The sequence below is a fragment of the Rhizobium sp. CSW-27 genome (genome assembly GCF_018760785.1).
Taxonomy (GTDB): Bacteria; Pseudomonadota; Alphaproteobacteria; order Rhizobiales; family Rhizobiaceae; genus Neorhizobium.
Genome location: NZ_JAHHZO010000022.1, coordinates 1 through 13261, shown reverse-complemented (window position 1 = coordinate 13261; position 13261 = coordinate 1). Strand labels below are relative to the sequence as shown.

17 protein-coding genes and 1 pseudogene are annotated in these 13261 nt (G+C 65.5%); 8 read left to right on the top strand and 10 right to left on the bottom strand.

Annotated features, from left to right (window positions below; translation table 11 throughout):
- The first annotated feature begins 14 nt into the window (after positions 1-14).
- On the top strand, positions 15-941 hold the full coding sequence (locus KLP42_RS24640) for an ABC transporter ATP-binding protein (protein WP_215570564.1): 927 nt from the start codon (positions 15-17) through the stop codon (positions 939-941).
- Entirely contained in the window at positions 938-1699 is a 762-nt protein-coding gene (locus KLP42_RS24635; RefSeq protein WP_215570562.1) for an ABC transporter permease, read from the top strand. The genes KLP42_RS24640 and KLP42_RS24635 overlap by 4 nt, the downstream gene beginning before the upstream one ends.
- Positions 1700-1712: 13 nt before the next feature.
- Here the strand turns inward: KLP42_RS24635 and KLP42_RS24630 are convergent, their stop codons facing one another.
- From KLP42_RS24630 to cobS, 3 genes are read right to left on the bottom strand one after another with little or no spacing between them, the layout of a single operon-like run.
- Positions 1713-2411 (bottom strand): retropepsin-like aspartic protease family protein, encoded by a 699-nt coding sequence (locus KLP42_RS24630; RefSeq protein ID WP_215570560.1) that lies wholly within the window; start codon positions 2409-2411, stop codon positions 1713-1715.
- Entirely contained in the window at positions 2405-2635 is a 231-nt protein-coding gene (locus tag KLP42_RS24625; RefSeq protein WP_215570558.1) for a DUF1289 domain-containing protein, read from the bottom strand. The genes KLP42_RS24630 and KLP42_RS24625 overlap by 7 nt, the downstream gene beginning before the upstream one ends.
- 18 nt (positions 2636-2653) lie before the next feature.
- Positions 2654-3439 carry an adenosylcobinamide-GDP ribazoletransferase gene (cobS, locus tag KLP42_RS24620; protein WP_215570619.1) on the bottom strand — a complete coding sequence of 262 codons (786 nt, stop codon included), beginning with the start codon at positions 3437-3439 and terminating at the stop codon, positions 2654-2656.
- 99 nt (positions 3440-3538) lie between these two features.
- Here cobS and cobT point away from each other — a divergent pair, with 99 nt between their 5' ends.
- Entirely contained in the window at positions 3539-4576 is a 1038-nt protein-coding gene (gene cobT / locus KLP42_RS24615) for a nicotinate-nucleotide--dimethylbenzimidazole phosphoribosyltransferase (RefSeq protein ID WP_215570556.1), read from the top strand.
- A gap of 264 nt (positions 4577-4840) precedes the next feature.
- Here the strand turns inward: cobT and KLP42_RS24610 are convergent, their stop codons facing one another.
- A complete protein-coding gene (locus tag KLP42_RS24610; protein WP_215570554.1) occupies positions 4841-5047 on the bottom strand; it encodes a hypothetical protein in 207 nt (68 codons plus the stop codon).
- Positions 5048-5089: 42 nt separating this feature from the next.
- On the bottom strand, positions 5090-6625 hold the full coding sequence (locus KLP42_RS24605) for a sensor histidine kinase (RefSeq protein WP_215570552.1): 1536 nt from the start codon (positions 6623-6625) through the stop codon (positions 5090-5092).
- Between the two features lie 118 nt (positions 6626-6743).
- Here KLP42_RS24605 and KLP42_RS24600 point away from each other — a divergent pair, with 118 nt between their 5' ends.
- The 3 genes from KLP42_RS24600 to KLP42_RS24590 all read left to right on the top strand — a co-directional run bounded on the left by KLP42_RS24600 (position 6744) and on the right by KLP42_RS24590 (position 8533).
- Positions 6744-7340, top strand: a complete 597-nt coding sequence (locus tag KLP42_RS24600) for a thermonuclease family protein (RefSeq protein ID WP_215570550.1) — start codon at positions 6744-6746, stop codon at positions 7338-7340.
- Positions 7325-7978 carry a uracil-DNA glycosylase family protein gene (locus KLP42_RS24595; RefSeq protein ID WP_252193250.1) on the top strand — a complete coding sequence of 218 codons (654 nt, stop codon included), beginning with the start codon at positions 7325-7327 and terminating at the stop codon, positions 7976-7978. Before KLP42_RS24600 ends, KLP42_RS24595 begins: the two co-directional genes overlap by 16 nt.
- 66 nt (positions 7979-8044) lie before the next feature.
- A complete protein-coding gene (locus tag KLP42_RS24590) occupies positions 8045-8533 on the top strand; it encodes an Lrp/AsnC family transcriptional regulator (protein ID WP_143126410.1) in 489 nt (162 codons plus the stop codon).
- A gap of 203 nt (positions 8534-8736) precedes the next feature.
- Here KLP42_RS24590 and KLP42_RS24585 read toward each other — a convergent pair whose 3' ends face one another.
- The 3 genes from KLP42_RS24585 to KLP42_RS24575 form a co-directional block, all read right to left on the bottom strand.
- Positions 8737-9606 (bottom strand): NAD(P)-dependent oxidoreductase, encoded by an 870-nt coding sequence (locus KLP42_RS24585; RefSeq protein WP_215570547.1) that lies wholly within the window; start codon positions 9604-9606, stop codon positions 8737-8739.
- A gap of 92 nt (positions 9607-9698) precedes the next feature.
- A complete protein-coding gene (locus KLP42_RS24580) occupies positions 9699-10109 on the bottom strand; it encodes a CopD family protein (protein ID WP_215570545.1) in 411 nt (136 codons plus the stop codon).
- Between the two features lie 3 nt (positions 10110-10112).
- Positions 10113-10667 (bottom strand): DinB family protein, encoded by a 555-nt coding sequence (locus KLP42_RS24575; protein ID WP_215570615.1) that lies wholly within the window; start codon positions 10665-10667, stop codon positions 10113-10115.
- A 189-nt stretch (positions 10668-10856) separates the two neighbouring features.
- Here KLP42_RS24575 and KLP42_RS24570 point away from each other — a divergent pair, with 189 nt between their 5' ends.
- On the top strand, positions 10857-11051 hold the full coding sequence (locus tag KLP42_RS24570) for a hypothetical protein (protein WP_215570543.1): 195 nt from the start codon (positions 10857-10859) through the stop codon (positions 11049-11051).
- Between the two features lie 53 nt (positions 11052-11104).
- On the opposite strand, the gene KLP42_RS24565 is transcribed toward KLP42_RS24570, so the two are convergent.
- Both KLP42_RS24565 and KLP42_RS24560 read right to left on the bottom strand, forming a co-directional pair.
- Entirely contained in the window at positions 11105-11920 is an 816-nt protein-coding gene (locus KLP42_RS24565; RefSeq protein WP_215570541.1) for a class I SAM-dependent methyltransferase, read from the bottom strand.
- A gap of 100 nt (positions 11921-12020) precedes the next feature.
- Positions 12021-12287, bottom strand: a complete 267-nt coding sequence (locus tag KLP42_RS24560; protein WP_215570613.1) for an usg protein — start codon at positions 12285-12287, stop codon at positions 12021-12023.
- Between the two features lie 302 nt (positions 12288-12589).
- On the opposite strand from KLP42_RS24560, the pseudogene KLP42_RS24555 reads away from it, so the two are divergent.
- A pseudogene (locus KLP42_RS24555) lies at positions 12590-13261 on the top strand (hypothetical protein); the annotation flags it as partial.

Here is a 13261-nt window from a genome sequence, read left to right as displayed (position 1 = left end):
TGCGTCCCCATATCATGGCTTCCATCGTCTCCGTCCAATCCCTTAAGAAGACCTATGCCAACGGGTTCGAGGCGCTGAAGGGCGTCGATCTCGAGATCCGGCAGGGCGAGATCCTCGCGCTGCTCGGGCCGAACGGCGCGGGCAAGACCACGCTGATCTCGATCATCTGCGGCCTCTCCATGCCCTCGTCCGGGCGGGTGATGGTGGGCGGTCATGACGTGGTCAGCGAATTTCGCAAGACACGCCGGCTGATCGGGCTTGTGCCGCAGGAACTCACCACCGACCAGTTCGAGACCGTGTGGAACACGGTCAGCTTTTCGCGTGGCCTGCACGGGGAAAAGAGCAATCCGGCGCTGATCGAACAGATCCTGAAGGACCTTTCGCTGTGGGAAAAGCGCGACAACAAGCTGCGCGAACTCTCCGGCGGCATGAAGCGGCGCGTGCTGATTGCCAAGGCGCTGGCGCACGAGCCGCGCGTTCTCTTCCTCGATGAACCGACGGCGGGCGTCGACGTGGAATTGCGCCGCGGCATGTGGGCAGCGATCGACCGGCTGCGCGAGACCGGCGTCACCGTAATCCTGACGACGCATTACATCGAGGAGGCGGAGGAAATGGCCGACCGCATCGGGGTGATCCGCGCCGGCGAACTTCTGCTGGTGGAGGAGAAGCGGGCGCTGATGGAAAAGCTCGGCCGCAAGCAGCTTCGGCTTGAGCTGAAGGCGCCGCTTTCCGCGCTTCCCGCTTCGCTTGCAGCCTTCGGCGTGTCGCTTTCGCCGGACGGGCGACAGCTGGTGCACGACTATGGCAACGGCGCAGGCGAGGGGCGCATCGGCCAGGTTCTGGCCACCGTCGAGGCGGAAGGCATCGCCTTTACCGACCTCTCGACCCGGCAGAGTTCGCTGGAAGACATTTTCGTTTCGCTGGTGGGAGCACGCGCATGAACCGGGAGGCGATCAAGGCCATCTATCTGTTCGAGATGATGCGCATGAAGCGGACGCTGCTGCAGAGCGTCATTTCGCCGGTCATCACTACCTCGCTTTATTTCATCGTGTTCGGCACGGCGATCGGCTCGCGCATCAACGAGGTGGGGGGCGTCTCCTACGGCGCCTTCATCACGCCGGGCCTCATCATGCTGACGCTTCTGTCGCAATGCATCAGCAACGGCGCGATCGGCATCTATTTCCCGAAATTCACCGGCACCATCTACGAGATCCTCTCGGCGCCCGTCTCGATGGTGGAGATCGTCATCGGCTATGTAGGCGCGGCCGCCAGCAAGGGGCTGATCATCGGCCTGATCATTCTGGCCACCGCCGCCTTCTTCGTGGATCTGAGGATCGAACATCCGTTCTTGATGCTGCTCTTCATGGTGCTGACGGCGGTCACCTTTTCGATGTTCGGCTTCATCATCGGCATCTGGGCCGACAATTTCGAGCAACTGAACCTGGTGCCGATGCTGGTCGTGCCGCCGCTGACCTTTCTGGGCGGCAGCTTCTATTCCATCGACATGCTGCCGCCGTTCTGGGCGGCCGTCAGCCATCTGAACCCCGTGCTCTATCTCGTCTCCGGCTTCCGCTGGAGCTTCTACGAGGTGTCCGACGTCAATCCGCTGATCAGCCTCGGGATGATCGCGGTGTTCCTCGCCGTCGGGCTTGGCGTGCTGCAGTGGATTTTCCGCACCGGATACCGGCTGCGCAAGTAGCGGGCCTGCGCAGTCAGTCGCGCAGGCGCAACTGGTCGGTCTGCATCTGCAGCGAGCCGAGGGTGGAGAGGAAGCTCATGCCGAGCAGACTTTCGCGAAGCCGGCCCTCTTCCGTCACCAGCGCGCGGATGCGCGTCCGGTCGATCGGGCCGATGGCGACGCTGTCTAGCGTCACCGGGGCGGCGCGCGCGGCTCCGTTGGCAGTCATCACCTGCACGGAATAGCGCAGGCCGGCCGGATCGAGCCCCAGCCGCTCGGCATCCTCGTAGGACAGCACCACGGTGCTGGCGCCGGTATCGACCAGCATCTGGATGGTCTGGTCGTCGATCGAGACCTGCGCCTTGAAATGGCCGTCGCGGGCCCGGTAGAGCACCACCTCCGCGCCGCCCTCGCTTGTGGTCATCACCAGCGGGCTGCCGGGAATGAGGCCGGCGCTGATGCGGGCGGCGAACTGGTGAAGATCCATGCGGTAGAGATAGCCGGCGACCAGCGCCAGCACGATGACGAGCCACAGCGCGATGTTGCGCAGCACCTCGCGTAGCGGTCCGCGGCGGCCGGCCAGAACGCCTGCCGAAAGCAGCGCGGCAATCGCCGACAACTGCACCAGCCGGGCGAAATCGTCATTGGCAAAACCGAAGGTGACGCCGGAATCGTGGTTGAAGACGAGGAAGGCAAGGCCGGCGGCGAGGATCGCCAGGAGTACGCTCAGCATGGGTCATCCCCCGTCCGGCTGCGGACCAATCGCCCTCGGCGGGTTTCGCGGCGCGGCCGCCGCTCGATCCCTTCGAGACGCGCCGGCAGTTCCGCCATGATCTGCAGCCGTTCGGCATCGGAATAGGAGGTCCACAGGCCGATCTCGTCGCGCGTGCGGCCGCAGCCGAAACACAGGCCGGTCTTGTCATCCAGCGAACAGACGAGAATGCAGGGCGTCAGCATGCAGATTATATCATTCCTTCAGACTGCAACCGCAAGGGTGCAGAGCAGTATCGTTTCCGTGATCTGCTGCGTGGCGCCGATCGTGTCGCCGGTATGGCCGCCGATGCGCTGCCGCACGAAGCGGGTGAAGAGCGTGGCTCCGAGGGTGGAAAGCGCGAGCGCCAGGAACAGGGTGAGCAGCGGCAGGCCGGCGGGCACCAGCAGCAGGCTGAGGCCGAAACCGATGGCAAGCGCCAGATTGCGCGCCTCCGGCAGCGGCTGGCCGACGGCAACCGCGGTTCCGTTGGAACGGGCGGGCGGCAGGGCACGCCAGTGCCACACCATCAGCGCCCGCGAGACGGCGGCGGCGGCCAGCAGCGCGCCGGCGCCAAGCCCCGGCGAGGCAAGCAGCGACAGCGCGACGAGGGCGGAGGCGCGCAAGCCGAAGGAGAGAATGAGGGCTATCACCCCAAAACTGCCGATGCGGCTGTCCTTCATGATCAGAAGCGCCTGATCGCGGTCTCGGCCGCCGAGCAGCCCGTCGCAGGCATCTGCCAGTCCGTCCTCGTGCAGCCCGCCGGTCAGAAGCGTCATCAGGCCGAGCGCCAGAAGGGCGGCCAGCGGATCGACAGCCGGATTGGTGGCAAACGTTGCCAGCAAGAGCGCCGGCGCCAGCGCCACCAGCCAGCCGGCCAGCGGGAAGGCCCGGCAGGCGCGCGCGCTCGACCCGTCATGGCCCTCGAAGAAGCGTTGCGGCACCGGCAGGCGCGACAGGAAGGCGATGGAGCGGGCGAGGTCGGTGAAAAATTCCGCGGCGTTTGGCAGTTGTTCCTCCGTCGATGCCTGATAAACAGGGGACCAGCAAATCAGATTCCGCTGCCGAAACCTAGGGCGGCGGAGCAAGAGCAAAGGAAGATTGATCCGATGAGCATGAGCGGCCTGCCTTTCGACGACTTCAGGGCTTTGCTGCGCGAGCTTCCCGGCCCGGATACCCGCGCGCTGGTGGCAGCCCGCGAGCGCGACCAGCAACTGACCAAGCCCGCCGGATCGCTGGGGCGGCTGGAGGAAATCGCGTTCTGGCTGGCCGCCTGGAGCGGTCGTCAGCCGGCGGTCAACCGGCCGCTGGTGGCGATCTTCGCCGGCAATCACGGCGTGGCGCGCCATGGCATCACGCCCTATCCGCCGAGTGTCACGCAGCAGATGGTGGAGAATTTTGCGGCCGGTGGTGCTGCGATCAACCAGATCTGCGCTGCCTACGATCTGGGTCTGAAGATCTTCGACCTGGCGCTGGATTACCCGACCGGCGACATTACCAGCGAAGCAGCACTTTCGGAGCGGGATTGTGCGGCAACCATGGCCTTTGGCATGGAGGCGATTGCCGGCGGCACCGATCTTCTGTGCATCGGCGAAATGGGCATTGGCAACACCACGGTGGCGGCTGCCATCAACCTTGCGCTCTATGGCGGCGAGGCGGAGGACTGGGTTGGCCCCGGCACCGGCTCGCATGGCGAGATGCTGGAGCGCAAGATCGCGGCGGTGAAGCAGGCGGTCGAGTTCCACAAGGACCATCTGTCCGACCCGCTGGAAGTGCTGAGGCGCCTCGGCGGCCGAGAAGTGGCGGCCATGGCCGGCGCGATCCTCGCCTGCCGTGTCGAGAAGATTCCGGTGTTGATCGACGGTTATGTGGCCACGGCTGCCGCCTCGATCCTGAAGGCCGCCAATCCGGCTGCACTCGACCACTGCCTCATCGGCCACGTCTCGGCCGAGCCCGGCCATCTGCGCGCCATCGAGAAACTCGGCAAGACGCCGCTTCTGGCGCTCGGCATGCGGCTGGGCGAAGGCACGGGGGCAGCGCTTGCCGCCGGCATCGTCAAGGCCGCCGCCGCCTGCCATTCCGGCATGGCGACCTTTGCGCAGGCGGGTGTCACGACCGCCGGACAGCCGGTGCCGCACCAGCATTGAGACGACCGGCCGGACGGGACTCTGACGGCATTGTTGCCGCAGATGCCCCGCCGGTGGGGCGCCTGCCAAAGAGTGGCCTGCGTCGCGGACGCAGCCCCCTCATCTGCCTGCCGGCATCTTTTCCCCGAGGGGAGAAGAGATCGGCGGCGACGCTCTGCCGGACCTCATGACAGCGACAGTATTTCAAGCGGTGATGGGGGATGGAGCGCCAGCCCATCCGGATCAGGATAAGCCTGCCGGAAAGCCGAGGTCGCGGGGGGAGTGTCAGGCCGGGCGATGCCGTCCGGGCGTCTCATCGTCCGTGCCGTCCAGCGGCAGGGCGGCGGAAAAGGGCAGGGCGCTTTCCGTCGTGATAGCGCAATCCTGATCGTCCTCGCAGGCCAGCATCAGCACCAGCCGCGCAATCTCGTCCTGCCGCTCCGGCGGCAGAAGGCGTGCAATGCCGATGGCCTGTTCGAAAAGTCGCGTCATGGCGACAGTATGTGTTAGGAAACCTGAAAGTGACAGCGCGGATTACGCGAAACTTCTGCGGCGGGGTTCGACCGCTGGGGTGTCCTCCACCGCCGGCAGGCTCTGCAGCACGCGGGTGGCGGGCAGGATGGCGATGGCTTCGGTCCCTTCGCGCAGCTTCGATTTCAGGATGAACTGACCGTCGTGCTTGGCAAGGATCGCCTGTACGATGGGAAGGCCGAGGCCGGTGCCCTGCTCGGCGCTCTTGATGGCGATGGCGCCCTGACCGAAGGCCGAGAGCACGACCGGGATTTCCTCCTCGGCAATGCCGGGGCCATTGTCCTTGATCGCCACATATTGGCCGCCGCCGGCCGTCCAGCCGACCTTGACCACAACCTCGCCGCCCTGGCTGGTGAATTTCACCGCGTTGGAGAGAAGGTTCAGCAGCACCTGGCGGATCGACTTCTCGTCGGCCCAGACCTGCGGCAGGTTCGGTTCGAACTGCTGGTGGATGCTGATGTTCTTGGCACGGGCGCGCAACTGCACCATGCCGATGCAATCCTCCGCCACATCGAGCAGCGAGAGCGCCTCTTCCGACAGCTCGTAGCGACCGGCCTCGATGCGCGACAGGTCGAGGATCTCGTTGATGAGGTTCAGCAGGTGCTGACCCGAGCGGTGAATATCGCCGGCATAATCCTTGTAGGTGGCGTTCGGCATCGGCCCGAGCACCTCATGCGCCATGACCTCGGAAAAGCCGAGAATGGCATTCAGCGGAGTGCGCAGTTCGTGCGACATGGAGGCGAGGAAGCGCGACTTGGCAAGGTTTGCCTCTTCCGCGCGACGGCGCGCCTCGTCCGATACGGATTTCGCCACCTCCAGCTCGGCAATCAGGTCGTCCTTTTCCGACTGGTAGGACATCAGCGTCAGGCTGGAGCGGTGCAGGCGGTCGGAAATGTAGTGGAAAAGCGCCAGCGCCGTGGCGCACATGCCGGTCAGCCCGAGATCCAGCATGTTGCCGGACAGGAAGGCCTGCAGCGCAAGCACGGCAATGGCCGGCAGGAAGGCGATCAGCGATGCCTGCCGCAGCATCACATTGCCCATGGCGGTGATCGAGATGGCGATCAGCAGCACCGCGCCCTTGTAGAAATAGAAGCCCTCGCCGCCGCAACTGGCACAGTCGCCGGAAGCGAAGACGGCCCAGCAGCCGCCGAGGAGCAACTGGCCGACCAAGAGGCGGCGGCGCCACACCTTCGTCTTCTCGGCCGTCCATTCGACGCGGGCGGCACGGCGGGCCAGCAGCAGGTTGATCGAATGGGCCGCAAGTGTCAGCAGCGCCCAGGGAAGCAGGCGCGCATCGCCGCTGATGTAAAGGCCTGCGCCAGCCACGACGGCCACGAAAAGTGGAAGGATCAGAGCGCCTTGCAGCATCGTGTTGATGTGCAGGCTCAGCATGTCGCGGTCGAACACCTGGGCGCCCTTGCCGCTGGTCTGCAGCCGTTCACGGGTCGCGCGCACGGCCTTAGACACCGCCTTGTTGCGATGGCTGCGCGATTTGTCCACGATGATCTTGTCTGTGGAGCTGCTGACGCCGCTACTCATGGCCTGGGTACTCTTCCGGATATTGGCAATCCTAGGGCGAAATTCTTAATAAGATCCTGCCGTGCAACACATCGTTTGCCATCTTCGCCAAGCTTCCGTTTGCAATTGGAACCCCGCCATGCCGAAACGCCGCCCCGCCATGCCGAGAAAGGACCTCGCCCGCGATCTGGCGATGACGGCGGCCTTCCTCGGGCTGCTGGCGCTTGCGGCGGCGCGCTGGGGTGACGAGGCGGCGGATGCGGCCTTCCACGGTCCATTTCTGGCGGTCGACGGCGATACGCTGGCGGATGCCGGTCAGCGGCTGCGCCTTGCCGGCATCGACGCGCCGGAGATCGGGCAGAGTTGCGAGCGGCCGGATGGCGGCGCATGGCCCTGCGGTCGGGCAGCCCGCGCGCGCCTTTCCGCGCTGCTGGCCGAGGCTGCGCCGGAATGTCGCGGTCTGGCGGTTGATCGGTACGGCCGTCCGCTCGTAACCTGCGTCATCAGGGGTGACAGCCTGAATGCGCGCCTGGTGCGCGAGGGTTTGGCGCTGGCCACCGGTTCGCCATCCTATCATGCGCAGCAGGCGGCGGCGAAGGCGGAACGGCGCGGCCTGTGGGGCGGTCGTTTCGAGATGCCGCACGAGGTCCGCCGGCGGGCGGGGCAGACGGAGGACGAGGCGGCAGGGCGCCTGTGGCAGTGGCTGACGGAGAGGATTGCATGGATCTGGCGATGAACGAAGACCGGCGGGAGGCGAGGCTTGGCCAGTTGCGGCAGGCGATCGCCGGCTGTCGCCTCTGTCGTGACGTGCCGGCCCGCGGCATCGAGGACCGGCTGCCGCACGAGCCGAGGCCGGTGGTGGTGCTCTCGGCGCGGGCGCGCATCCTGATTGCCGGCCAGGCGCCGGGGCTTCGCGTGCATGAGAGCGGCCTGCCGTTCAACGATGCCTCCGGCGACCGGCTGCGCGACTGGCTTGCCGTGACGCGCGACGAATTCTACGACCCCGACCGCTTCGCCATCCTGCCCATGGGCTTCTGCTTTCCGGGCTACGACGCCAAGGGCAGCGACCTGCCGCCGCGCCGCGAATGCGCGCCGCTGTGGCGGGAGGCTGCGGTGCGGGCCATGCCGCAGGCCGAGCTTGTGCTGGCGATCGGCGCACATGCACAAGGCTGGCACATGCCTGGCCGGCGCCTGAAGAGCATGACGGAGACGGTGCGGACCTGGCGCGACAGCTATTTCGTCAATGACGGGCCACGCGTGCTGCCGCTGCCGCATCCGAGCTGGCGCAACAGCGGCTGGCTGAAGCGCAATGGCTGGTTCGAGGCCGAGGTGCTGCCGGTTCTCCGCCAGCATGTGGACAGCCTGATCCGCTGAAAGAGTTTTCGGTTACAGGCGCGGTTTTTCACTGTATGAAGAAAAATAATCCAAGAGGGAGTGAAAATGGACCGCCTCGACCGCAAGATTCTGCGCATTCTGCAGGAAGATTCGACGCTCGCCGTCGCCGATCTCGCCAAGAAGGTGGGACTGTCCACCACGCCCTGCTGGCGGCGCATCCAGAAGATGGAAGAGGATGGCGTGATCAAGCGGCGCGTGGCGCTGCTCGATCCGGTCAAGGTCAATACCAAGGTTACCGTCTTCGTGTCTATCCGTACCGCCAGCCACTCCATCGAATGGCTGAAGCGGTTTTCCGAAGTGGTGGTGGATTTTCCCGAAGTGGTGGAATTCTACCGCATGAGCGGCGATGTGGATTATCTGCTGCGCGTCGTCGTGCCGGATATCGCCGCCTATGACGCGTTCTACAAGCGGCTGATCGCCCGCATCGAGATCCGCGACGTGTCGTCCGCCTTTGCCATGGAGCAGATCAAGTACACGACGGAACTGCCGCTCGACTACATGGTGCTGGACAACCAGAAGAGCGGCGAGGACTGAGGCCGCCAAAGGCGGGGCGCTGGCAGCCGGCTGAGCCCCGCGAGAGCGGCCACGCCCTGTCCTTGCGAAGGAACGGGCGGCAAGGGCCTTTCATTGGCAAGGGCGCAGGTCGTCTGCTGTCTTCTCTCCGAGTTTTGCTGTCCGCCTGGCCCCGGCGCTGCCGCTGCGCGCCGAGGTGCCGTTCTCCGGCCGGCGTCCTGCTTCTACTTCTCCAGCCGGGCGAGCAGGGACGACGTGTCCCAGCGATTGCCGCCGAGCTTCTGGACTTCGCCATAGAACTGGTCGACGAGAGCGGTGACGGGCAGCGTCGCGCCGTTGCGCTTTGCCTCGGTCAGCACGATGTCGAGATCCTTGCGCATCCAGTCGACGGCGAAGCCGAAGTCGTAGCGGCCCTCGTTCATCGTCTTGTGGCGATTCTCCATCTGCCAGGAGCCGGCGGCACCCTTGGAGATGACTTCGACAACCTTTTCAATGTCCAGGCCTGCCTTCTTGCCAAAGTGAATCGCTTCCGAAAGCCCCTGCACGAGGCCGGCGATGCAGATCTGGTTGACCATCTTCGTCAGCTGGCCGGAGCCGACAGGGCCCATCAGGCCGACCATGCGGGCATAGGCATCGATGACCGGTCTTGCGCGGGCAAACACCTCTTCCTCACCGCCGCACATCACGGTCAGCACGCCGTTTTCGGCGCCAGCCTGGCCGCCGGAGACCGGCGCATCGATGAAGGCGCAGGATTTTTCGCGCGCGGCGGCATCGAGTTCGCGGGCAACCTCGGCAGAGGCGGTGGTGTTGTCGATCAGGATCGCGCCCGGCTTCATGCCGGCAAGTACGCCCTCGGCGCCGATGGTGACGGAGCGCAGGTCGTCGTCATTGCCGACGCAGGTGAAGACGAAATCCGCATCGCGGGCGGCCTCTGCCGGCGTGTTGCCATGGGCGCCGCCGAACTTTGCCACCCAGCTTTCGGCCTTCGCCACGGTGCGGTTGTAGACCGTGACCTCGTGACCACCCTTCGTCTTCAGATGTCCGGCCATCGGGAAGCCCATGACGCCGAGACCGATAAACGCAACCTTCGCCATTTCCACGAATCCTCCAGCAATATCAGACAGACGGTCTATTGCCTTTTATCCGGCTTGGGAACCGTCCGTTTTGGGGTTCGGCCGCGCCGTCGTCAGAATGGCTTGACGATGGCCAGCAGCACCACGACGATGACCGAGATGAGCACGACCGGCATGCCCTTCGATACGAAGGCCGGCGGATCGAGCAGCGGATTGGCCTCCATGCGCCGCATCCAGGCGCTCTGCATGCCGTGCAGCGCCGACAGCATGATGACGATCAGAAGCTTCAGGTGCAGCCAGCCGCCGGAAAAGCCGATATAGCCGAAGGCGAGGATAAGGCCGAACAGCCAGGCCCCGCCGAGCGCCGTCGTCGTCACCAGCCGGTCGTAGCGGCGCAGCACCATGATCACGCCGCCACGGATCGGCGGCGGCACCATGGCGATCACGAAGGCATTGATGAGCATGCCGCCCACCCAGATGATGTCGGAGGCGACGTGCAGCCCCTTGATGATGAAATACAGCATTGATCAGCCCCAGATCTGTGTTTCGGAAAAGCCAAGCTCGGCAAAATCGGCGCGCCGCAGCGCCTCTTCGCCGGCAGAGAAGAATTCATCGAGTTGCGGCGGTTCGACACGCGTGCCCGACAGCATGGCATGCACCTGGCCGCGATGGTGGATCTGGTGCTGGAAGAGGTGCAGCAGCAGGCGGTCCGTGCTTTCCCGCTGCTCGCCATTGGCGCGCGGGATGACGACGATGCGCGACAGCTCGTCCGCGTTGATCTGGCGACAGTGATCGATCAGGCGGCGATCAATGGCGCGCTGCTCGCGCTCCAGATCGGAAAAATCCTGAAAGGGAATTTCCGCCTCGAAGGCCGCATATCCCATGGGCCTGCCTTCGAGGGCGCTGACATAGAACCAGTCCACCGTCAGAATGTGGTTCAGCGTGTGGATGATGGAGGGGAAGAAGCTGGTACGCTTCACCCTGAGCTCGGCTGCGCCAAGACCGCGGCAGGCGGTCAGCAGGCGGTGATTGGCCCAGGCATTGTTATAGGCCTGGGCAAGGAAATAGCGTTGCGGCAACATCATGACTCCCGTCCAGCTCCCGTCCGATGCCGCGAAATCTAGTGTACGGCTCGGCGTCTGACCAGCCATGTGTCGGCAAGCGGCGCCGATTGACCGGCCTTCTCGGTCTGCAGCACTTTTTCGGCTGGCGAGCGCAGGCTGCCTGTCGTAGCATGGCGGTCCTAGACGCGCGAAAGGATCGCGACGGCCATGTTCCTCGACCTGCAAGGCTACTACCGGCGTCAGCCGGACCCGCCGCCGGAAAATCCGCCGCGGCCAGAGCTCTCCGTCGGCCAGCAGAAGCTGCTGGTCTGGCTGATCTGCTTCAACCTTTTGCTTCTGCTCGTCGCGCCGATCGGGGGCGCGACGGTGGTGGATGCGCTGCTGGCGCTTCTGACCGGCTGAGGGCCGGACCGGCGGTCATCGGTGACAGCCGCCGGCCGTCAGGGCGCTGTCGCTCAGCCGCGCAGGCGGGCGACGACCAGATGGCCGGGCGTCGGTTCGCCATCCTGCATGCGCACGTTGATCTCGGTGATATCCACCAGATCGAAGCCGGTGGCATCGAGCCGCTCCCGTACATAGGCTTCCGCATGGGCAAAGCGCTGGTGCGGGCCGACCATATAGGGGCGGCCGGCCATCACCTCGTCCGGCAGGGTTTCGGACGAGAAGACGAGAATGCCGCCCGGCACCATGTTTTCCGCCGCGCCGAAGAACAGCGGCTCCAGCGCGCCGAGATAGGGCAGCACGTCGGTGGCGGTGATGAGATCGAAGGGCTCGTCGTCATTGTCCTCGAGAAAGTCCTCGATCTCGGCGACGTAGAGCGTGTCGTAGAGATCCTTCTCATGAGCGATCTCGACCATGTTCTCCGAAATGTCGATGCCGGTGATGTCTTCCACCAGATCGCGCATGGCGCCGCCGGTCAGGCCGGTGCCGCAGCCGAGATCCAGCATACGCTTGAACGGGCCGAGATCGAGTTCCTGCAGGCGCTGCAGCACCATCAGCGGCACGGCATAGCCGAGCTGCTCGACGAGGATCTCCTCGAAATCTTCCGCATGCTGGTCGAACAGGGTTTCCACATAGGCATCCGGTGCGCGCGGCGGGGCATCCCCGCGGCCAAGCGCGGCAATGCGGACGCTGGCGCCGCCGTGATCCTCGGGATCGATGGCCAGCACCTCGTGATAGGCGGCGACGGCGGCATCGATCTCGCCGGCCTTCTCATGGGCAAGCGCCCGGTTGTAGGCCTCTGCCAGGGCCTCTTCGTCGATCTTCGTCATGGCCGCCTCGTCTCATCCGTGCCGGTTGCTCTCCCCGCGGCTTTAAGGCCACGGGGAGGGCTTGGCAAGGAGAAGCGCGGCCGGCCGCAGGCCGAGCGGGTCAATGCAGGATGAATTCGCCCTTCAGAGCCCGCCATTCGCTGGCGGCGATCATCTTGCGGTGCACGTAGCGCACCGAATGCAGCGGCCCGTCGAGCTTTTCCTGCCAGAACTTCAGGAAGCCGCGCATTTCCGGGAAATCGGGTGCCAGATCGTAATGCTGCCAGATATAGGTCTGCAGCAGTGCCGGATGATCGGGCATCCGATAGAGGATCTGCGCGGTGGTCAGGCCATAGCCTTTCAGCATCATGTCCATGTCAGGTGTCATCATCATCGTTTCCCTCGGAGTAGACCCCGCCGGCGTCGTTGCGCCGGGACTGCCAATTGCAGCACTGCGAGCTTAACCGAGACTTAACGGCCACGGGTTGTGAAAACAATTTTATCGCTTGTTTTCAGAGGTTTAGCACTCTGCCTGAACCTTTGCTGCCAAAGGGATTCAGCCTGCGTTCAGGTGCATGAGCTTCAGGTGGCGTGGAACCAGAACGGCGACAGGCCCGTTATCGCGCGCCGTTTCCGGCGCCCGCCAGGGTGACGCCGGATCTGGGCAAAGCAGAACGCCAGGGAGAAAACATGGCCAAGCGAACCGGATATCTTGCCAGCGTGGCAATGCCGTTGATGTCGATGAGCCTCCTGGTGCCGCAGGCGCAGGCCATGCCGTTCGGCATGGCGCCCACGGCACCGGCCGGCATCGCCGAGAACGTGATCCGCGTGCAGGACAGCGCACCCGCGCCGCAGGAGGGCGAGACGCCGCTCATCAAGCCGCCGCGCAAGCCGCAGCAGGGCGGCGCACAGGAGGGAGGTGAACGCCCCGCCGCGCCCGAAGCCGCCCCGCCGCGCGAAACGCCGCCGCCACGCGAAGCCGAGCCGCCGCGCGAACCCGCACCGGCAAGAGAACCTGCTCCGGCAAGAGAGCGGGCCCCGGTCCGCGAACAGGCGCCGCAGCGGGAGGCAGCGCCCGAGCCGGCGCCCCGGCAGCTGGCGCCGAAGCCTGCCGAGCCCGCCCCGGCCGGTGAGCGTCCGGCGCCTGCACCGCAGGACAAGGCACCTGCCGAAGCCCCGAAACCTGCCCGTGAGCCGGCGCGCGAACCGGGTCGCGAACCGCGCAATGAACAACCGGCCCCTGCCGGCGAAGCCCCGCGGCCGCGTGGCCCGCCGCCAGCGCCTGCCGAGCGTCCCGAAGCGCCAGCCGCTCCGGCCGAACGTCCGGCCGGTCCCGCCGCCGCCGCGCCGGAAGGCGAAACG

Excerpts from the sequence above, each read along its gene's own strand:
- KLP42_RS24640 (WP_215570564.1), top strand. The coding sequence starts at position 15 with ATGGCTTCCATCGTCTCCGTCCAATCCCTTAAGAAGACCTATGCCAAC.
- KLP42_RS24635 (WP_215570562.1), top strand. The coding sequence starts at position 938 with ATGAACCGGGAGGCGATCAAGGCCATCTATCTGTTCGAGATGATGCGC.
- KLP42_RS24630 (WP_215570560.1), bottom strand. The coding sequence starts at position 2,411 with ATGCTGAGCGTACTCCTGGCGATCCTCGCCGCCGGCCTTGCCTTCCTC.
- KLP42_RS24625 (WP_215570558.1), bottom strand. The coding sequence starts at position 2,635 with ATGCTGACGCCCTGCATTCTCGTCTGTTCGCTGGATGACAAGACCGGC.
- cobT (WP_215570556.1), top strand. The coding sequence starts at position 3,539 with ATGAGCATGAGCGGCCTGCCTTTCGACGACTTCAGGGCTTTGCTGCGC.
- KLP42_RS24610 (WP_215570554.1), bottom strand. The coding sequence starts at position 5,047 with ATGACGCGACTTTTCGAACAGGCCATCGGCATTGCACGCCTTCTGCCG.
- KLP42_RS24605 (WP_215570552.1), bottom strand. The coding sequence starts at position 6,625 with ATGAGTAGCGGCGTCAGCAGCTCCACAGACAAGATCATCGTGGACAAA.
- KLP42_RS24600 (WP_215570550.1), top strand. The coding sequence starts at position 6,744 with ATGCCGAAACGCCGCCCCGCCATGCCGAGAAAGGACCTCGCCCGCGAT.
- KLP42_RS24595 (WP_252193250.1), top strand. The coding sequence starts at position 7,325 with ATGGATCTGGCGATGAACGAAGACCGGCGGGAGGCGAGGCTTGGCCAG.
- KLP42_RS24590 (WP_143126410.1), top strand. The coding sequence starts at position 8,045 with ATGGACCGCCTCGACCGCAAGATTCTGCGCATTCTGCAGGAAGATTCG.
- KLP42_RS24585 (WP_215570547.1), bottom strand. The coding sequence starts at position 9,606 with ATGGCGAAGGTTGCGTTTATCGGTCTCGGCGTCATGGGCTTCCCGATG.
- KLP42_RS24580 (WP_215570545.1), bottom strand. The coding sequence starts at position 10,109 with ATGCTGTATTTCATCATCAAGGGGCTGCACGTCGCCTCCGACATCATC.
- KLP42_RS24575 (WP_215570615.1), bottom strand. The coding sequence starts at position 10,667 with ATGTTGCCGCAACGCTATTTCCTTGCCCAGGCCTATAACAATGCCTGG.
- KLP42_RS24570 (WP_215570543.1), top strand. The coding sequence starts at position 10,857 with ATGTTCCTCGACCTGCAAGGCTACTACCGGCGTCAGCCGGACCCGCCG.
- KLP42_RS24565 (WP_215570541.1), bottom strand. The coding sequence starts at position 11,920 with ATGACGAAGATCGACGAAGAGGCCCTGGCAGAGGCCTACAACCGGGCG.
- KLP42_RS24560 (WP_215570613.1), bottom strand. The coding sequence starts at position 12,287 with ATGACACCTGACATGGACATGATGCTGAAAGGCTATGGCCTGACCACC.